Consider the following 21,533-nt stretch of genomic DNA (forward strand, 5'->3'; position numbering starts at 1 on the left):
GATAAACATCCATCCTGTTTAAAATTTACTCGATATGGTTTTAAGATGGTAAGCTTATTTTTTAAATCAATTCAATGCCTTTTTATATAAATTTTAAACGATCCAAATGGAGGAAAGAAAATGAAATGGTTTTACGATATGAAAATCCGAACCAAGTTATTAAGCGGTTTTATGGTGGTTGCCCTAATCGTTGGAATTATCGGTTATGTAGGTATTAAGAACATCCTGGAATTAGACCATTCAAGCACTGTTCTTTATGAAAAAATTACGATCCCGGTTGAAGAATCTGGCAGTATGTCTACCGCCTTCCAACGTATGCGCGTCAATATCCGAGATATGATCGCTGCAAACGATGCCCAAAGTATTCAAGATTTTACCAATCGCATTGCTGAACGCCAACGTGATATCGATGAAATCGCCAAAGATTTTGAACAAACCTTAATCACCGATGAAATGAAAACTGCCTTTGTAGAGTTCAACGAAGCCCGCAAGGCGTCCGATGCGGAGTTTAATACCCTGATTACCCTTGCCACTCAGAATCAGGATGCTGAAGCGCTGGCCCGCCTCGCTGAAACAGGTCCGGCCGGTATCGCCTCACGAGCCGAACAGGATGCGCTGGAAAAACTTGTTGCGCTCAAAATCGACGAGGCCAAAGCGACAGCTCAGGCTAATAGTGATCTGACAAACAGTGTCATTACCACCATGTCCATCTTCATTGGCATTGGTATCCTCGTTGCGATGATTTTGGGCTTTATTCTGAGTTCAATTATCTGTAAACCCCTGAGACAAGCCTCCCATATGCTTAAAGAAATGAGTCAAGGTCATCTGAGCGAGCGATTAGGATTAAATACAAAAGATGAAATTGGACAGATGTCCAGCGCCATGGATCAATTTGCCGACGATCTCCAAAACATGGTGATCGGCACTATGAATCAGATCTCGAATGGCGATGTATCGGCAAACATATCCCTGAATGATCCTCATGATGAGATCTCGCCAGCCCTTAAACGAACCATTGATACAATTCAGTCTTTGATCACCGATGCTACCATGCTTTCTCAATCAGCCGTCGAGGGACGTCTGAACACCCGGGGAAATGCGGATGCCTTTAGTGGCGGGTTTAAAGAAATTATGGCGGGGGTCAATGCTACCCTGGACGCTTTGGTCGGCTTCATTGATGTCATGCCAAGCCCCGTTTTGATTATTGACAATGATTTTTCTATTCTTTACCTCAATGAATTAGGTGCTCAAGTCGCCGGTCTTGAGAAATCCAGCGCAATCGGCAAGAACTGTTACAGTCTCTTTAACACCTCAGATTGTCGCACTGAAAAATGTGCCTGTTCCAGAGCAATGAACTCCAGTAGTGCCGCCACCAGCGAAACAGATGCGCATCCAACTGGTTTGGATCTGGATATTTCTTATACCGGCGTTCCCATTATGGATCGTTCTGGAAACACCATTGGAGCCCTGGAAATCATTACCGACCTTACCGCTATCAAGCAGGCTGAACGACGAATGCTAAAAATCGCCGATTACCAACAGAACGAAACCGACAAGCTGGTTGACGGACTTACCAAACTTTCCTGCGGAAATACTGCGGTAAATATTGTCCTTGCTGACGGCGATGAGGATACCCGGGATGTCCACGACACCTTCCAGATTATTGGTGATTCTGTAAACAAGTGTGTTTCATCCATCAGTGCTCTTGTTGCCGATGCCCATATGCTGGCTCAAGCTGCTCAGGACGGTCACCTGAATGCCCGTGCCGATGCCAGCCGACATGAGGGAGATTTTGCTGAAATCGTCACCGGCATCAATAGTACCCTTGATGCCGTAATCGAGCCGTTGACAGAAGCCTCCAAAACACTCAAAGAGCTTGCCCAGGGAAATCTTAACTCCAACATGATTGGTGATTATAACGGTGACTATGTCCTAATCAAAAATGACATGAATCAGACCATTGCCTTCCTTAAAAATTATGTCGATGAGATTGCCAAAACCCTACTGGAAATGGGCCAAGGCAATCTGGATATCGAAATTACCACCGACTATCTGGGCGATTTCCAGGCCATTAAAACGGGACTCAATGGCATTGCCGCCACCCTCAGCGACACCATGGCTGAAATCAACGAAGCCGCCGGTCAGGTTGAAGCCGGTGCCCGCCAGATTTCGGATGGTGGACAGGCGCTGTCTCAAGGTACCACCGAACAGGCCAGTGCCATCCAGCAGCTCAACGCCTCCATCGAAGAAGTAGCCGGTGAAACCAAGAAAAACGCTACCAATGCCAATGAAGCCAACGAACGGGCTTTAGAGGTTCGCAGCAATGCCGAAGTCGGCAATGAACAAATGACCAAGATGGTTTCAGCGATGATTGACATTAACGAATCCTCCAAGAGCATTTCTAAGATTATCAAGGTCATTGACGATATCGCCTTCCAGACCAATATTCTGGCCCTCAACGCTGCTGTCGAAGCCGCCCGGGCTGGAAGCCACGGCAAAGGCTTTGCCGTCGTCGCCGAAGAAGTTCGCTCGCTGGCCGCCCGCAGTGCCGAAGCGGCCAAGGAAACCACCGGACTGATTGAAGGCTCAATTGACAAGGTCGAAGCCGGTACCCGAATCGCCGATGAAACCGCCGCCAGTCTCGTTGAAATTCTCAACGAAATTGAAAAAGTAACCGGTCTGGTCGGTAACATCGCCCGGGCCTCCAACGATCAGGCCACCGAAATCGCCCAGATCACCCAGGGGATCGAACAGGTTTCCACCGTTGTTCAGACCAACTCTGCCACCGCTGAAGAAAGCGCCGCCGCCAGTGAAGAACTGTCCGGCCAGGCACAAATGCTCAAACAGATGGTGGGTGCTTTTAAACTAAAGAAAAAAGGTGCCGCCCATCACACCTCTCCCAGGCCACCGGTCGAAAAACCAGTGAAGCAAAAAGACACTGCCGAAACTTCACCCCAGATTGTTCTGGATGATCTGGAGATGGACAAATATTAAACAAAAAAACAGGCATCCGCTTTGGAGCCTGTTTTTTTTATCTGTAATCGAACTATTTTAGGGTATCTTCACCATCTTGTCTAATGGTTTCGGTTGACGCTTCGATAATTGCGGTTCCTTCTTCCATGTCAATGATCTCATCAATCATAAGAAGCTCGCCGTCGCCGTCATTCCGTTCATCTTTTAGTTTTCGATTGGCGAACAGCACATTGTAACAAATGAAACCCACGCCAACAACATAGAGGAAAAGATAGACAACAAAGTTGATAAAGGGAATATAACCCAGAACGATCGCTGCCGCAGCGATAATCAGGATTGAAACAAACGAGCTAAGCAGTGGTTTCATCTTATCATCAAAGAAGCGGGTCAACAGTTTGGATAGAACCACCGCAGCCACCGGCATCGCTAGAATCGTCAATGCGATAATCCCAAAGGTCATGGCAACTCCAAACGGTGCATAAATAATAAAGGACACAATCAACAACAATGGGGTAATGAAGAAAAATCCGGCCCCGATTCCCAGCGATGCCAGAATATGCTTTTTGGCTATCACTGAAGTATTGGCGTTAAATTCTTTGGTCATAAAGGTAATCAGCACCCAGATGACCAGAATAAAGGCCAGTTTGGTAATGATTGATAAAAGAATCGAGCCAACAGATGGTCCTTTATCTGCTTCAACTGCCTGTTCTTTCGATACCTTTTCCCAGCTGACTTCCGGCGCATTGGCACCGGGTGCGACAATCGCTTCATTGGCACTACGGTTATTAATTGGTCCGACGATCGTTGCACCATTGTTAATGGTTAACTGATCCACGTCGGTTTCCACAAAACCGTTAATCGTGCCGTTAATTAAGACATTGCCAGCACCAGCCCGAAGATTTCGACCAACGATTCCATCAATATTCACATTGGCTGCCGCAAGATAGGCATCCCGGTTAATAGTGGCTGATTTGCTGATGGTCAGATCAGAACAGCCAGCAAAAAGATCCCGGGTTACCTCACCATTGATGATGACCTGGTTGGCACCGGTATAGAGATTTCCGTTAATTTTACCGTTGACCGTTACCGTATTTGCCGCTGCAAAAACGTCACCGTTATATTCCCCATCCAGAGTGATGGCATTACCGGCAAAAAAGGTGGTGGTGTCAAACACCGAATTGGCAGTGATGTTTGAACCGGCAAAGGCGAATTCCGTATTGGGAACCGTTGCTCCCTCAATATTTACATTTCCCGCTGAATCTTCGTAAGGCCTGATATCGCTATTGGTGGCCCCAAAAGCGGTGGAAACCGTAATAAGCAAGATCATCACCACCATTAAAACCGACATACTAAATCTTTTTAACATTTTACTTCTCCTTTAAATTTTTTATTTATTAAGCCTAACAAAGGTGATTCTCATTTTTTAGATAATTAATCATCACCCCTGTTCCGACACAAATACCAATTGAAATTAAAAACGACATGGCAGTAAGACTGTTCTGAAGCTCCTGAGAATAACGAATGACGATGCTGGTAAAAACCGTCATCATGGTTGAATCTCCGGTTTGCGTAAAAACAATAAAACGCATTATCAACACTAAAAAAGCAATGGATAAAATATAAAACAAGGAAAACAAATCTGAAGTTTTGGGTTTTTCCAAACTCGTCTGATTGATCCGCTTCATAATCTCCAGCTTCCTACTGGTAAAAGGAATCGCATTGCCATAATTTTTCACAGCGATCTCGTTAAATCCCAGACAGAACATCATTTTATCCAGTTCATTCATGGTCATATTTCTCCTTCGTACAGGTTTTTGAGTTTTTTACAGGCCCGGTTCAGCCGGGAAGACAATGTTCCCATGGGAATATTTAAAAACTCACAGATTTTTTTATAATCCCAGTCATAATAATATCGAAGGATCACTGCCCCTTTCAGCTCATGCGGTAATTGATCCAGAGATTTTTGAATCTCCCCAAAATCAAACGACTTAATATTATCGTAACTCAGCGCTTCGTCAGTATATAGACTCTCGCTATTTTCCTGATCATCCAGATAAATCATGGTTTTGTTTTTTCGTAAGAGATCAAAGCTGGTGTTATGGACAATTTTTAAAAACCAGTTTTTAAAACTGCTATCCAGCCGATACTGTCTGATTTTGCTAAACGCCTTTAAAAAACTTTCCGCCACCACATCCTGTGCGTCAAATTCGTTCTTCATAAGAGAATAGGCATAAACATAGGCGTACCGCTCGTACCGTTGAACAATGGGTTCAAAATACCCAGAATTTCCGGTTGCGATATACTTTTTAATCAAGGCATCATCGGCCTCCTCTTCCCTATGTTCTTTCAACAAATTTCACCTCCATTTTATCTGCACATCTATATAACGTATAAGCCCCAGTTTTTCTTCCCAAAAAATAATATTTTTTTTATATTTTGAAAATACCAAAAAAAAACACTGATTCAAAAACCAGTGCTTTTAAATTCTGGCACTATACAGAATTTAACGCCTTTAACTGTTCCCTGATGCGCTAAAAATATTACGTAAAACCCATTTGGCTTGTTTCACACTATGTTCCAATACAATCTCAAAGCAACACCAACAAGCGAAGGATCAAAAACACAGGCATAAAAACAGGTCATCCCGCTTTAACATATTTTTATCGCTCTTCTCTTAACTAGAAATACCACCAATCTACATATCAAAACAAACTTTCTTTAAACTCAGCAGCCAGAACTGTATTTGTAGCGGCATCAAAGGTCACCACCAGAACCGATCCATCCGTATTAATCCAAGCCAGGGCATAAGCCTCTTTGTCTGCGCCGCCAGGAGTTACCATTCGCAACATCTCAATCCCCTGTCCCACTAATGCTTTCTTAACATTGCTCAGGGTCATACCCGGGGCAATTTTAGCGGCTTGTTCTTTTGAAACACTGGCGTTGCTCAGCTCAATCAGTTCACGAGCTCCAGTAGTCGGAATCAGGACTTTTAGTGCTACCAAATCGTTGGTATTGAAAAACACATTGACAGCATAGCCAGTATCTGGATCCAGGTAAACATAGGAACCTTCTGCCGAGGTATTTCCAGTGGCGCCTAAATCTTTTTCAATATCTGCCTTTTTGTCATTGATATCGATCTGGTTATAAAGAGCAAAAATTACATTGTCGGTAAGATCATTTGATTGCGCATCATTACCTCCAGCTTTTGCTGAAGCTTGTCCCCCATATGCAGAACACCCTGAGGTTATTGCCATAATGGCGAGGATTAGAATTAATCCAAAACACTTCAAATATCTTTTTTTCATTCTTGTCTTGCTCCCTTCAAATATCTCTGCACTATCGACACTATCAGTATTTATAACATCAATTAAAGCTGGTCAGAAAACCAGCGATCACCAATCTGATTTTTTTACTATTATACCCTTGAATTGGCGATTAAAACTCTGATCAATTTTAATCATTAAAGTAAAAACGTGTATAATGTAAAACAATCAGTCAAGAAATGCGCCAGTTACTCCCTTGTTTCTCTATCTGGATAAACTACTTTGTTTCAAGCTGCATAAAATACTGGCTAATAATATCATAACTGTCCTTTAGACGTTCTCGATAGGTTGGAACATCCCAGGTATCCCAACTAAAAGCTTGCTGATTGGAAAGACCGATGCTGGCAATCATCTGGTTACTATCCTTATTCACCAGTAACCCGCTAACCAGGATTCCATCTGTGACTACTGTGTTGAGCTGGTCAGTGGTGGGGCTTAGAATTACCCGGGGGTCATCCAATACCCGCATGGTGGAGGGATCAGTGACATTGATCCGGGTCCAGGGAATTCGAATCGATACGGTTTTGCCTGAAACCTGAATCTGATTATGGGAGTTGTCTTCCAGACTACCAAAAGATAATTGACTTAAATCCTGAACCACCGCCTCAATTTTGGTCCCATCTTTGGTTATGGTTTCCTTGTTGGTCAGCATCAACATTTGCTCAAAAACCCCGGTTGTAGATAAAGTTGAGGCATAGTGCCCGGTAGTGGGATTATATCCCGGTTGTACCAGCAGTTGGCCATCCTTTTGATTATTTATTTCAATGATGTATTCCAACCCTGTAGATGCATTCACCGCAATCGCTTCTCCAAATTTCAGATCGCCCCGGGAACGATCATAGGTATCCAGCCCGAGAATCAGTTTTTCTTTTGAGAAATCCATCGGCTGGTTCAACTCCAGATCAATATGGAGGTAGGTTTCATCTGCTGCCAGGGACATTTTTTTGATATCTCCGCTTTCCTCAATGGTGTACGGTTTTGATACCGGCTGGTCTGATTCCATGGCGTAAATGCCATAGTTCTGTTCCGGATCAACGCCGTTGTGCCAGAGAGGATTCCGTTCATATGGAATAATATAGGGCTCAGTAGTCCAGGTCTTTTTGGCCCATTCATCAGTCCATTCAAAAATAATACTGCCCGCATATCCTTCTTTTTCGATTGCTTTCATCATCCGAACAATGCCATTGCCCTGATCTGCTTCGGTGAGCCCGCCGTGATTGTAACCATCAGGGTTTTCATGAGCATTTCCCATCCCTGTGGCCAGGCCAAATTCCGCCACAATCGCCGGGTATTTCTGATGACCAGCAATAAACTCCTGGAGGTAGCCCCCATAACGGAAGCTGCCTGTTTCATCCGAGTAGGCTGCATAGGATGCTTCATTATTCATAAAGTCCGGATAATTGGGATAAATGTGATAGGCCCCGAAGAATCCCGCCTGGAGTTTATCCCGGGTGGCGATATGGTTTATATCCACCGACACCGCATCATTATACTGCTTGCTTTTATCCCCGGTTTCATTCCATTCCGAATCGTGATCAATGGGATCCAAAGTCGGCCAGCTGACAATCCCCACCGGATGCTGCCACTTGTAGGTATCTTCTTCATATTGCAGTACATAGTCGCAGCTCATCGCCAGCCATGCCTCCGTTGGACTGGCGTTGGTTTCGGTAAACAGATAATTGCCGTTAAAGGTAAAACCATGATTTTTTTCGTTGGTGCTGAGTACCTCCTGTGGTTCCAGTTCCCGGCCGACCAGATAGCCCACAATATAGGGAGAAACATCAGCAGTATAATAACCATAGGCCCGCCCCTGCCGCTTGGAAATATTGGCCTGACCATGGATGGCATCGAGATCCAGTTTAATTTCCGTCTGATAGGCGGTATTATATTCGGCTCCCAGATAATTATGATCGGCGGGGTTCTCTTCCGGCCATATTTCCTGATAGAGCCAGAGCCTAGAATCCGGATGCTGTTCATTATAATAAACCAGCGCCGAATAAAATTGCGGCGGCAATAAGGTATAAACCCGGATGGTATTGGCATTCATTGCCCCTATCATCTCAAACCATTTCAGATACAGGGCCTCGTCATAGGAAAATTCCGTAAACCATTTCCCAGGAACGGAAGAACCGATATTAACCCCTTTAGCATAAAAGTCTTCCCAGTTGCCATTCACCAGAACCTGGAAACCGGCACCCGCTGTCCGAGCCTGGATCTGGATTCCTTCTATTGCCGAGTTCGGTTGCGGCATTTCTGGTTTATCCTTTATTTCGCCAATGATCTGCTGTATCAACGGCACGTAGCAACCCCAGTAAAACTTGGTATCAGCATTGGGGTTGGCAAAAGAAAAGAGACGCTTGATTGCAGAAAATCCGGCATAATTCCAGAGGGCTCCTGAAAAATCCATCTGGGCGAAGTCGCCGGCAAAGTAATAAGCCCGGTACTGGGAATTGACTGACCGGGTTATAACCGCATAGTTTGTCGTCAAGCCATATTCCGCCAGAGCTGTTTTTCCCGCCTCGGTGACATCCAGACTTAAGGTCGCCAAAGTCTCTGATGACGCATCAGCTTTAACCAGATCAAACCACTGTTTATAGGGAAAACGATCGTTTATCCCAAATTCATCCTGGTAGGCAGGATTAAACGACAAACTAACCCCATCTTTGCTTATCGCTTCTTTATCTTTCAACACCAGCACCTGATCCTGATTTGACACCAACACCAGACCGCCACCGGTATAATCCCAGATTTGGCCAGTTTGCTTTTCATAATTGTTAACAATGATTTCAGGAATTTCAACATCTGTTTTAAGATCCGGAAAGTAACGACCACTCCAGCCAGTAAATGAAACCCGGAAGATGTCCTGAAGTCCCTGCTGACTGTCGGCATCCCAAATGTCAAACTCACCAATGATCGTATTGCCGCCACCCAAATTGTTTTTTATGCTGGCCAGTTCGGCTTCGCTGAGATTACCCACCAGCGGTTTTTGAGGAATACCCGCATAAATGGCATCACTGGCAGTGCCGTTAAAATCGCTGGGATATACTCCATCGGTATCGGTCAGATAAATCAGCTGCGGCATTTCTTTTGTTTGAGGAATTCCCTTCACCTCATAGGCTTCATCGGACTTTGGAAAAACACCAAAATAATCACTGTCGTAGCGCAAAGGGTTGCCGGTGCTTTCAAGCACAATTTTTTCACTGTTTAAGGCCCACATCAATCCCTTATGCTCTTTATAGCTGGTATCCGGTACGGTTTTATCCACCACCCAGATATTTAAAGGTGTTGATGCCTGGCTGTTCCAGATTAAAAACGGCATTATAAAAACACAAAATAACACTGCTACAATTCCGATACTCCAAATAACCATCGACTTTTTCTTCATGATGTCACCTCATCTGCTTTTGCAGCAAAACCTTTACGATCTGCCTTCTGCCAACCCGCCGGTTTTTTGAACATGTTAAGATAGCCCCCAAAACGCCAGAGACTGAAATACTGCCGTACCCCAAAATTTTCGATGACGGCGTAAAAAACCAGAATCCACAATTCTTTCCGGGAAAAATTCTGACCATTTTTTTCGGATATCAGCAAAGAAGATACTGAAACCAAAATGCCCATCAATACCATCGAAACAAACAGAATGATGGCAATCTCCACGTTGAAAATACCTAGAAACGCCGATAAAATGACCATCAAATAGCCCTGAATTTCAAAAAGCGGACCCAGCATTTCAAAAATATAAAAATAGGGCATCGCCACTGTACCAATTCGGCCATAACTGGGGTTAAACATCATTTTTCGATGAAAAGCCAGAATCTCAATCAAGCCCCGGTGCCAGCGGTAGCGCTGTTTTTTTAGGGTATTAAGGTCCTCTGGCACCTCGGTCCAGCAGTTAGCGTTGTAAGCGTAAAGAATCCGGAAGGGTCGCTTCGCTTCTTTCATCTGACGACTGATCCGCACCACTAGTTCCATATCTTCGCCAACGGTATCGGTTTTGAATTTACCACTGCTGGTCAGATACCCCCCCACATTGATAATCCGTTCTTTACGAAAGAGCCCAAAAGCCCCGGAGATAATCAGCAGACAGTTAAAATAAGACCAGCCCAGCCGCCCTGACATAAAGGAGCGGATATACTCAATGGTCTGAAACCGGGCCAGCTTACTTTCAGCCAATCCTTTCTGCGAAATCTGACCGTGATCGACGGTGCAGCCGTTAATCGGCATAATATTTCCCCCCAAAGCCGGGGTTTCGGTTTCTTCATCCAGGGTTAACGAGGCCAGCTTAATCAGGGCATCATCTTCCAATAGTGAATCGGCATCAATCCCACAGACATATTCCTTGTTGGCAATATTAATCCCCACATTAAGGGAATCCGCTTTGCCGCCGTTAAGTTTATCGACTACAATCAGCTGAGGCCGGGATCGGTTTAAATAGACCCCCCGAACCAGTTTGGTGCTGAGGCGGCTATCGTAAAGATAATCAACTCGTTTTAAATCATAATATCGGATCAGTGTATTTAGGGTCTGATCTTTGGAGCCGTCATTAACGATGATCAATTCATACTCCGGGTATTTGAGATTTAGCAGCGAATTGGCACTTTCGATAATTGTTTTTTCTTCATTATAGGCTGGCGCAATAATTGAAATCGACGGTAGCATCCGTTTTTTAAACAGCAGTGACATATCCTTAATCTTCCACAAGCGCTCCTGCCTGAGCACACAGATGTAAGAAAAAAACAACAGTGCCAGATAAATCAGATTAACTGCCATCGCATAATAGGCAATATAAAAATTAAAATCCATTACAAAAAGTTCCAGCTGTTCCGTAAAAGGCATCACAAAAATAATGCTCCAATGGCGTAAACAGTAAATGACGGGAACGATCATACAGCTCGCGAATAACAAAATAATCAGCCTCCGGGTCATTTTTTCATCCCGTTTTGCCGGTTCGTTGACGGTTGGCTCGGCAACTTTGATGAGACCACATTTTTTTGCCAGCCGTTCGTTTAGATAGTGGGCAAAATCATTTTCCAAATCCTTGGACTCTGCTATGACTTGTTTTATAATAGCAAGCAGTTCATTTTCAGTGTTAATGTCACTGTTCTTATTGAGAAAGTCAATAACTTCACTGGTTTTTCCCATCAAAATGATTTCACTGACAATTTTTTTTGCATCATCATTGCTTTTTCGGGTCAATTTCATTATAAAATATTCAATCCGTAGGGCTAAAATCGTAGCCAGATCTTTCTTCACCCGACAATCCGTTTCTGCCAAAAAAGCTGAAATGACCTGATTTAAATAAACCCGGTTTTTCTCAATCAGAGCAGATATGCCATTAATGGCACCTCTTGCGGTATCTTCCTGCCTTAAAAAACCCAGCAGTCTGTCCAATTTTTCGGGTGACTTAAAATTGGCCAAAGCTCGCATGGCAGCATTTCTGATTTCCATATCATCTGAATACAGATACCGATCGGCATCCAAAACTTTAGGGTAATACTCAGCAACGATTTCACACGCTTTAACGACCAGTTCTCGATGTGCCGCCCCACTGTTTACACTTACCGGCAACAGTTCATAGCGACGACAACTGAAATTAGGTTCCACATTCCCCTCATATCGGCACAGCATCTGTGTGTCATTTGGCAATGGTCTACTATTAACACAGTTGATACAATGATTCCCCTTAGCCTCACAATAACGGTTTTCCAGACGCTCAATGGTTTCTTTACGGCTTCTGATCAGCTCAATCAGATAATTTTTTAACGTCTCCGAAAAATATACCCCTGAAAAATCGACAATCAATTCCTGAAATTCAATCCGCTGACTATTGATGATTTGGGGCAAAAATCGATGAAAACCTTCCCCAAAATCTGAAATCAGCATATTCACCTTATTGCGGTAAAAACGGCTCTCACTCAACAGAGAATTGGTAAGCACTGCTAAAGATTCTGGGTTACCAATATCAGTCAGCCCATTGGCAATATATAACTTCAAGGTACTGTTTGTTTCTTTTTTCAGTGCATCCTCCAGCGCCCATCGGGCTCTGTCGGTACCAAGAACACCTAAATACAAGGCTGCCTCAGCCTTACGGGGAATGCTACCGGATCGAAGTCCTCGAAGGGCCTTTTTTTCAAACTGTCCCACATCGACCAAATTGGCGATGTTGTCTTTAAGTTGCTGATCATAGCGTACCGATTGACTGATTTGGTAATAATTGTCCATTTCCATGTGTTCACGAGTTTCCGCTGAATTTCCATAAGCTACGTCCAATAAATGATCTTTTTGCATCTTGATAAAAAGCTTGTTTCTATCACTTTCCCGCCTACCCCGAATCAATCGCAAAATAATCACCAGATCAGCAATCAATAACAAAACCCCAACAATGATCCAGATTTCAAAAACTTCGATCATTGGCCCAATTCTCCTTTGATCTTATTCTGAATAACCCCCATTAATTCTGAGAGCATAAAGGGTTTCTTAAAATAATGCTCCACCCCCAAATTAGATGCCCGGAGAACAGACTCATCATTCTTTAAATAGGATAAGAAAACAAACGGAATTTTATTGGTATTGGAGTTTGCAAGCATTTCTTCGCGGAACAGGAAACCATCCATTTTGGGAATCATCACCTCAGAAACAATCAAAAGCAGGCTCTCATCCACAGCGATTTGTACCGCTGTCCGCCCATCACTGGCAGTAATTACCTGATAGTTAATGTTTTCCAGTGCGGTTTTTAATACATCCACCGTTATTTCATCCGAATCGACGATCAGAATTTTTCCAGTTGCATTCTGATATTCGGTCATGGATGACTCACTGCAGACAGTGTTTCTGCCCATATTTCTGGCAAGTTTAACCCGCATGGTTGCCATATTATAAAAGGCTGTATCCAATTTTTCGCTGTAATTATCTTTTTCTTTTATCTCATCGAGACTGACCAATCCGATTGAAGCCGTAATTTGTTCAATAAATTTCTCCGAAGAGACAATGGCATGTCTGATCTTTTCAGCAAAATTCTGAGCTGCCGCTTTTGAGGTCTGCGGCAGATAATAGGCGAAGGTAAAGCCCTGGAGTTCGAACAACATCTCATTCCGCTCTTTTAAACTCTCCAAAATGAATGTCACATTTCGCTGAACCTCTTCTACCTCGTCATGGCCATAAAGATATTCGATCCGTTCAAGATTATCCAGACTGATGATGACCAGTCCCGGATTTTGATCGGAGCGATCACTGAAAATACTATTAATTTCACTGGTCAGATAATTCTTAAAAAAGCTGAAATTATACAATCCAGTAACTGCTGAGCGTAACAATTTGTTTTGAGATTCCTGAATACTGGCCTCCAACCGGGTATTGATTTCTTTTAACATCCGGTTTTGTTCACTGAGGCTGGACGCTTCATCTTCGATCTTTTTGATATGACTTTCAAATACATCCGGCATGGGAACATCGTATTCTTTAGACAACGTTTCGGTAAAGGGCTCAATGACTATCAGCCAGGTTGTCCCTTTTCTGGCCAGAATTCGCTCGAAAATCATGTTCCACAATACCGTGCCGGTGACATTATAGTCTGTGATGTTGAGGTTTTCATCCAAGGTCAGTTCCAGATCTGCTACCAAATCCCGAACCGATTCCTGATTGAAAATTGACCCCAGTCGTTTCAGCACGGCTGAACAAATGCCCATGTACCCTCCAGACTTAGCCAGATCCCGTTTAATTGGATTGAGCAGGATGCCGCATTCCAGGTCTCTGAGCGCTTTGATGTAGGAAATGATGTTTTCCCTGATAATTGACCCGTGTTGGGGCGCAATCATATTGATATCCATCCCCAGAAACATTTCCATAACTGGCCGCAGAATACTGTTGGATGGCATATAATGTTCATGAAATGTTTTCATTTTTTCCAGATAATCATCCTGGGCATAAAGACTCCATTCGTAGGAAAATGCCCCGAAGAGATCGCTTGAAAGAAGTATTTTTGTCTGATTATCGTATGTGGTGAAAGCTCCTGGGAAATGAAGATAGGGTGTCAGAATAAAACTCAAAGTCCGTCCGGATGCCAGTTTCAACTCAAAATTTTGGTCATTGATAATATAGTAATCGGATTGAATACCGTAATATTTTACCAGCGTTTGAGTTCGCCAATGGGTAACCACCTCAAACGTTGCGCCTGTTTTTTCAAAAAGTGGGACTGCTGAACAAAAATCCGGATCCTGATGATGTAAAACCACATATTTGATCTGCTCCAATGGGATGATACTGCAAACATTTTCAAAGACATCCTCAAAATCCAACACAGAGCCGGGATCAAATAATATGCCTTCTTCACCATCCACTATTAAATACGGATTGCAGTGTAATCCGCCATCTTGAGCGCAACCACCGACCCAATGTATTCCTGATGCTATTTCTACTGTACGTGGTGTTACCATATTCTCCTCCTAATATCGAATCCAATCAACCAATAAAACCTGATCTTCTGGTGTCGGAGTTCCCGACAGCCAGTTGGGATACCAGGTATTGACCATCAACTGCATCGGTTGTCCCCTCGGGAATCCGTCTTGCCATTTTTTAATAAATTTGTTATCCACATAAAAAGCCACCTGATCTTCAGTATAGTCAAAACGATAATGATGAAAGTCGGCGGTGGGATCAAACCCTAAATCCCCCACATATTCGTTCTGGACTTCGCCGTCAGCATAAGTAGTGAGTAATATTTTTCCTTCTTTGGTATTGTGTATTTCAATGTCGATTTCATAAAAATAATCTGGCGGTGCATACAGGAAAAAGCCAGTAATCGATGATGGGGCATCCGGCAGCTTCATCCGACTTTCATAACTGCCATAGGACACCGCTTCACGGCTAGCAATTTCTCCCCCTGACAGGGTATTCGCTGGCATCCGGATATTGAGGAAATCATCCTTAACCATCACATTTTCCGGGTTTAGCAGGGTTCGTCCCAATGTTTTACTCGAAATTGCCCAGATATTTTCGTCCAAATTATCGAAATTCTCCTGATTCATTTTTCCTTCTCTATCATCGCTCTTCGGCTGGTTTACACGAGCGATAAATAACATCATACCAATCAGTAAACACCCTAAAAATATGATGAAAATGACCAACGATTTTTTCATATGAATGCTTCCTTTCTTCTGCAAGTACAAGCACTTTATCCTTCTGATACCCACTAATGGATTTCAATTAAATATTATTTCTTTTTTATCAGTATTTCTGTCAATTCTCTATGTTTTTTAGAATAACTCCAGCCCTTTTGTCGCAAATAATTACTAATCAGCCAAACACCCCAACTACCTCAACAAAGTTACGTTATACAGATCTATGGAAAAAAGACCAAAGTCTCACTTTTCAAGACTTTGGCCAGATTTATTTATCATTCAACGCTTTTGGACTTAATGATTTATTCGGCTGATATCTGCCAACCAATCCCAAACTTATCGGTTAAGGAGCCATAGGCCTTGCTCCAGAAGGTTTCCTGAAGCAACATCTCCACTGTCCCTTCTTTACTTAACAAACCAAAAAGCCGCTTGATTTCCTCCACATCATCATGCACAATCACCAGCGTGATATTATTGCCTTTTGTGAAAGGCATCCCCGGTGGTACATCTGAAAACATGATGGTGTTCCCGTTAATATTTAGTTGGGCATTCGCCACAAGCTCTTTAACGCTGTCTGGCATGTGATAATTGGGATCTGGTGGCATTTCCCCATAAGTCATGATATTCGGTTTCTGAGCCTTAAAGACTTCTGTATAAAAATCTACAACTTCACGACAATTTCCTGGAAAATTAATATAGGGACCGATCTTCATTTTTCTCTCCTCCAGTTTTATCTAAAATTTCTGATTCTCGATCGTTTCATACCCTTTAGCGCCCGAATTTATCAATATAATTGAATATTATTTGCATTAAAAAACATCTGCATAAACGTTATACAGATGTTCTTAAAGCTAATTAACAGATCAAAAATAGTTATTTGTTAAATTTTCTCTGGAAAAATTTGACACTTTCAACAATTGGAATCACCACCACGGCAAGACCCATGGCTACAACGTATTCCCTCAGACTGATGGGTTCAAATTCGAATGCTGCGGCAATGCTGGGAATATAAATAACTGCCGTGGTCAACACCAGCGAAGCCGCCATGGCCAGGAATAAAAATTTATTCTGATGTGGCATTTTAAAGATGGACTGACGTCGGCTGCGCATATTCAACGAATGGAACATTTCCGCCATTGAAAGGGTTAAAAAAGCCATTGTCATCCCGTCAGCACTTTCAGCAATTTCCCAAACTCCAGCTTCGATGTAATGTCCCACAAAATAGGCAACAATGGTGACCACGGCCACCATGACCCCTTGCCAGATCACATCGACTCCCAGTCCCCGGGAAAAAACACCTTCTTGAGATTCCCGAGGTGGATGCTTCATGGTGTCAGCTTCTTCGCCTTCAACGCCCAAGGCGATGGCAGGAAAGGAATCCGTAATCAGGTTGATCCACAGTAAATGTACTGGTTTTAGAATTGTAAATCCCAGCAAAGTTGCCACAAAAATGGCAATGACTTCTGATAAATTGGAAGATAACAGAAACTGGATGGCTTTACGAATATTGTCGTAGATGCGTCGGCCCTCCTCCACGGCATTGACAATTGTGGCAAAATTATCGTCTGCCAGCACCATATCGGCCACATTTTTTGTTACATCGGTGCCGGTGATCCCCATTCCCACCCCAATATCGGCGGTTTTGATCGACGGCGCATCGTTGACACCATCACCAGTCATGGCGACAATCATGCCCTGATTCTGCCAGGCTTTGACAATCCGCACCTTATGTTCCGGTTGAACCCGGGCATAGACTGAGAAACGACCAATTTTTTCTTTGAGCTCGGTTTCGCTGATTTCGTCCAGCTGTGCTCCTGTTATGGCTTCTTTCGAATCACTGATGATTCCCAATTGTTTGGCAATCGCAATGGCTGTATCCCGATGATCACCAGTGATCATGACCGCTCGGATACCTGCCGACTTACACTGGGCAATCGCATCCTTGACTTCAGGACGGATCGGGTCAATCATTCCAGTTAAACCAACAAAACACAGCTCATGCTCCAGATAATCCGGTGACTGATCTGTCGGCATCGAATCCCACCTACGAAAAGCCCCGGCCAATACACGTAGAGCCTGGTCCGCCAGACCTTTATTGGCTTGTCTGATTTCCTCGTATATAGCATCGGTTAGCGGTAACTGCGTATTACCGTCCCAATAGCTGGTACAGCGGGAAATCAGTACATCGGGAGCGCCCTTTACATATTGGGTAAAACTGCCATCTGCCATTTGGTGAATGGTGCTCATCAGCTTTCGGCCGGAATCAAACGGTGCTTCACCCACCCGGGGCGTTTGTTCTTCCATCTTGCTCTTATTTAATCCCAACGAAAAACCATAGTTGACCAGCGCCGCTTCAGTCGGCTCGCCTTCAGCTTTGTTCGCTTCATTTAAATGGGCATCGTTACACAAGGCCATCGTTCTTCCCAACAAGTACTCATCAAAACCAAAGTGATCCACCACCGTCATTTTGTTTTGGGTCAGGGTTCCAGTTTTATCCGAACAGATTACTTGGGTACATCCCAGAGTTTCGACAGCTGTAAGCTTACGAATTACAGCCTTTTCTTTGGCCATGTTGGTCACTCCCAGCGATAGTACAATCGTGACCACCGCCGCCAGCCCCTCGGGAATGGCGGCGACCGCCAGGGATACGGCCACCATAAAGGTATCAAGAACACCGATCCCAGTAATGCCGTCACCCAAGTACAAACGCACCAGACTTAAAGCGAAAATAAACACACAAATTCCCAATACTAACCAGCTTAACACCTTACTTAACTGATTCAATTTAATTTGTAGCGGTGTAGCATTTTCTTTCGCCTGGGTAATGGCATTAGCGATCTTCCCCATTTCTGTTTGCATCCCGGTGGCTACTACTGTTGCCGAACCCCGGCCATAAACCACGGCACTGCCCATATACACCATGTTTTTGCGGTCACCCAGCGAAATGTCTTTTTGATCCCCCAGATTCAGCGCACAAATTACCTTCCCCACTGGAACACTTTCTCCGGTCAGGGCCGCTTCTTCAATTTTTAGACTGGCGCTCTCCAATAATCTGGCATCAGCTGGCACCGCATCACCGGCTTCCAGTAGTATAACATCACCAACAACCAGATCTTCACTTTTAATTTCACAAATCTTGCCATCCCGTCTGACTCGGGAGGTGGCTGCTGAAATCGCCTGAAGCGCCTCAATGGCCTTTTCTGCCTTACTTTCCTGATACACACCCAGTACCGAGTTAATGATCACCACAGCCATAATGATGATCACATCCGCAAAGGATTCGCCAGAATAGGCGGCTGTGATGCCGGAAATAACGGCAGCAGCAATCAGGATCACGATCATCGGATCTTTTAGCTGATTAAAAAGCCGTACCACCAATGAATCTTTTTTAGCCTCATCCAGCTTGTTTTTCCCGTTCGTTTCCAGCCTCTTGCCAGCCTCGGCCTGGGAGAGGCCGTTGCTACTGGAATTTAAATCCTCCAGCACTTCTTCTGCAGTCTGCAAATACGTCTTCATCCAATCCTCCTTCAAAAATCTACACCTGGTCATACAAAAAATAAAAAAAACCAGATGCCTCTGCACCTGGAAAAAAATAAACCCAAGTACAGAAAAACTGTACATGAGTCTCACTCATTAAGATAAGCCAGGTATTACTACCATGCATGTTGACTTATCACGCAAATTGCGCAAATTACTCCCTCATAACTTCTATATTTTACCCCGGCGCATTGTCTTTGTCAAGCTAATGCGCCGGGGTTTTTGGACAATTTTTTTTAATTGTTTTCAAGGAATGGTTGTACCATCGAACCCGGAGCCGCCGTTCCTTTTGGCAGCACCTGAATCTCAATGGCTTCCAGTCGATAACCAAACCCGGCCGTGCCCGCTGCAGCACCATTACTTGCCCAATCCATCCAACCGACGTTCTGGGCATGAACCCGGTAATAGACATCAAACTGCGTCGCATCAGCTCCAGTTAATTGAATCTTAATGGCCTCCAACCGCAGCGATTGGCCTTCGGTACCACTCATGATCCCATTACTTTTTAGCTCCTGCCAGCCCTGATTCTGGACGTGGGTACAATAGTCAATCCCCAGATCATAGCCCTTGGTGTCCATTTTTATTTCAATACCTTCCAACCGCAAGGATTCTCCCGAGGTACCGCTGGCTCCACCATTGCTCAGCCAGTTCTGCCATCCCTGATCTTGCACATGGGTGCGATAGACACAATTTGCATAGGTATCCCGGCTTTGCGTAAAGGCTTTGATACACACATTGCTGAGACTTTTTTTAGACGTATCATACCAACCGCCAGTTCCGGTATTGCTGGTAAAACTTTCTCCGGGGTTGGCTGTCACAGCACTGCTGTAGTTTTCAAATCGGCTTTCCACCGGTACTGAATCATTCGTTCCTGGGGTTCTATATTTAACAACCACCGCAAATTTTTGTCCGGCAACCAATCCCACCGGATTGTCCAAATCGATTGTATAATAACCGCCCCGCGAAAAAGTTGTGGTCTGAGTGGTTCGCAAGGTGCCACTGCTTGGTTTACCATCATTCACATCCGTATAAACCTTGATTTCTGCTGAAGTTCCGGGGGTTAACGCATAGGTACTCACAGCCATCAGATTGTCGCTGGCCGTTGCCGTGAAGATATTAGCACCCCAGGCAGTGTTGTCCCCATCGGTATAACCCATGGCTGAGATGTTACCCAGTGGGTCATACTGATAAATAGTGCTATAATTATTGGTCGCTTCAGCATTATGAAAAGCGGTCACATTACTGCCTGCATAGGTATCATAGTAGGACATATAGAAATAACCGTCATCTCCCCAATCCGCTCCCCAGCTGTTGCGGATAATCCAGGCTCCATCACCTTCCGGTTTTTTGTTGAAATTATCCCGGCTGTAATTGTCATCCCAGCCAACAATCGCGACATCGTGATCAGGTTCTTCCGTACCATCGTAATAAAATGCAAACGTGTCCGGGTTGTAATACTCTTCTCCATCCAGAGGGACTGAATACATCGAAGTATAAAGCACACCGCCGTCCATCAGTGCCTGCTTGATCGTCGATGGCAGTTTTGGAATCGATTTCACTTCCTGAACATGATAAGCCGGAGCTAATCCGGTTTTTTTCGGAGTATCATAAGGATCACTGCTTTCACTCACCGGACCACTCCAACGGGCCAGATAAGCAGTTGCCATAGAATAATTTCCCCCGTCTCCAGGATTTTTGTCAAAGCCGCTGTTCCACATCAGGTTATTTTCTGAAAAATCAACGGTTGTATCTTTTTTTAAATAGGATTCCAACGAAGCCAGGCTGGCAAAAGCCCAGCAACTGCCATAATCGCCCTGACTGCGAACCGCCGTAATCCGGCCCGTATCTCGAAGGTCAAAGGCGGCTGGCAAAGCTTCCGCCGAGGTGATCGCTGTATCAATCGGTCCTTCATTACGTTTTAGTGGTGGCGGGATATAACCCCGACCATAACCATCAATAGTTGATGTGTTAATGGTTCCCGCATTAACATCCTCCTGGTACTTAACAAAAGCCGGATTTAGTGAGGCCATACCCGGCTCGGTAATTTCTTCTTCTGCCCAGGTGGTACCCGGAATCAAAACTGTCAGCATTAAGCTGATCAGTAGTAATGACAGTAACTTTTTGAAATTGTCTTTCATTTTCACTTCGCTCCTCATTTAATTGGATCTCAATACGTTTGTTTCCCAGTCCCAGAATCCTTTCCATACTCAATTTTTTCAAGTAACTCATTGAATTTTTCGGTGAGGGTATCGACGTTGGTTTTTAATTCGTCATCTCCCGGAGTACAGTTCCCGGGGAAGCCATAGATACGTCCGCTTCCCACTTCCTTCAATAAATAAAGAATTTCTGCGATTTCCTGGGCATATTTGTTTCTAATGTTCGTAACTTTCTCCATTCTCTCCTCCTGCAATCGACTTATGTTTTTTGACACTGATTAGAATAATTTTATCCGCTCTGTTTAAAAAAATAACCGCCAGGTTTTTCGGCGGTTATTTTTTCTTGATCCAGAACCAGTGTCTTACTAATCAATACGATCATGATCAACCTCCCCTTATTCTACTCTAGGAAGTTATACCCCATAATC

At 44.0% G+C, this 21,533-nt stretch carries 13 protein-coding genes; 1 reads left to right on the top strand and 12 read right to left on the bottom strand.

The window, feature by feature from the left end:
* Positions 1–120 precede the first annotated feature (120 nt).
* Positions 121–2,994: a methyl-accepting chemotaxis protein gene (locus tag Q7P33_RS06030; protein WP_303868431.1), complete on the top strand. Its 2,874-nt coding sequence runs from the start codon at positions 121–123 to the stop codon at positions 2,992–2,994.
* A 52-nt stretch (positions 2,995–3,046) separates the two neighbouring features.
* Here Q7P33_RS06030 and Q7P33_RS06035 read toward each other — a convergent pair whose 3' ends face one another.
* From Q7P33_RS06035 to Q7P33_RS06090, 12 genes are all read right to left on the bottom strand, one after another.
* The gene (locus Q7P33_RS06035) at positions 3,047–4,339 is read right to left on the bottom strand and encodes a hypothetical protein (RefSeq protein WP_303868433.1); all 1,293 of its coding nucleotides are present in this window, start codon (positions 4,337–4,339) and stop codon (positions 3,047–3,049) included.
* A 34-nt stretch (positions 4,340–4,373) separates the two neighbouring features.
* On the bottom strand, positions 4,374–4,760 hold the full coding sequence (locus tag Q7P33_RS06040; RefSeq protein ID WP_303868435.1) for a hypothetical protein: 387 nt from the start codon (positions 4,758–4,760) through the stop codon (positions 4,374–4,376).
* A 2-nt stretch (positions 4,761–4,762) separates the two neighbouring features.
* A complete protein-coding gene (locus Q7P33_RS06045) occupies positions 4,763–5,323 on the bottom strand; it encodes an RNA polymerase sigma factor (RefSeq protein ID WP_303868437.1) in 561 nt (186 codons plus the stop codon).
* A gap of 352 nt (positions 5,324–5,675) precedes the next feature.
* Positions 5,676–6,278 carry a hypothetical protein gene (locus tag Q7P33_RS06050; RefSeq protein WP_303868438.1) on the bottom strand — a complete coding sequence of 201 codons (603 nt, stop codon included), beginning with the start codon at positions 6,276–6,278 and terminating at the stop codon, positions 5,676–5,678.
* Between the two features lie 235 nt (positions 6,279–6,513).
* Positions 6,514–9,681, bottom strand: coding sequence for a hypothetical protein (locus Q7P33_RS06055; RefSeq protein WP_303868440.1), 3,168 nt, complete (start codon positions 9,679–9,681; stop codon positions 6,514–6,516).
* Positions 9,678–12,707 carry a glycosyltransferase family 2 protein gene (locus Q7P33_RS06060; RefSeq protein ID WP_303868442.1) on the bottom strand — a complete coding sequence of 1,010 codons (3,030 nt, stop codon included), beginning with the start codon at positions 12,705–12,707 and terminating at the stop codon, positions 9,678–9,680. The genes Q7P33_RS06055 and Q7P33_RS06060 overlap by 4 nt, the downstream gene beginning before the upstream one ends.
* Entirely contained in the window at positions 12,704–14,728 is a 2,025-nt protein-coding gene (locus tag Q7P33_RS06065) for a diguanylate cyclase domain-containing protein (protein ID WP_303868444.1), read from the bottom strand. The genes Q7P33_RS06060 and Q7P33_RS06065 overlap by 4 nt, the downstream gene beginning before the upstream one ends.
* 9 nt (positions 14,729–14,737) lie before the next feature.
* Entirely contained in the window at positions 14,738–15,430 is a 693-nt protein-coding gene (locus Q7P33_RS06070) for a glycoside hydrolase family 16 protein (RefSeq protein ID WP_303868447.1), read from the bottom strand.
* 284 nt (positions 15,431–15,714) lie between these two features.
* Complete coding sequence (locus tag Q7P33_RS06075) at positions 15,715–16,125, bottom strand: VOC family protein (RefSeq protein WP_303868448.1); 411 nt, start codon at positions 16,123–16,125, stop codon at positions 15,715–15,717.
* Between the two features lie 160 nt (positions 16,126–16,285).
* A complete protein-coding gene (locus Q7P33_RS06080) occupies positions 16,286–18,928 on the bottom strand; it encodes a cation-translocating P-type ATPase (RefSeq protein ID WP_303868450.1) in 2,643 nt (880 codons plus the stop codon).
* A gap of 257 nt (positions 18,929–19,185) precedes the next feature.
* Positions 19,186–21,087, bottom strand: coding sequence for a lectin like domain-containing protein (locus Q7P33_RS06085; RefSeq protein ID WP_303868452.1), 1,902 nt, complete (start codon positions 21,085–21,087; stop codon positions 19,186–19,188).
* Positions 21,088–21,116: 29 nt separating this feature from the next.
* Positions 21,117–21,344, bottom strand: coding sequence for a hypothetical protein (locus Q7P33_RS06090; protein WP_303868454.1), 228 nt, complete (start codon positions 21,342–21,344; stop codon positions 21,117–21,119).
* Positions 21,345–21,533 lie beyond the last annotated feature (189 nt).

The sequence above is a fragment of the Acetobacterium wieringae genome (genome assembly GCF_026646375.1).
Lineage (GTDB): Bacteria > Bacillota > Clostridia > Eubacteriales > Eubacteriaceae > Acetobacterium > Acetobacterium wieringae_A.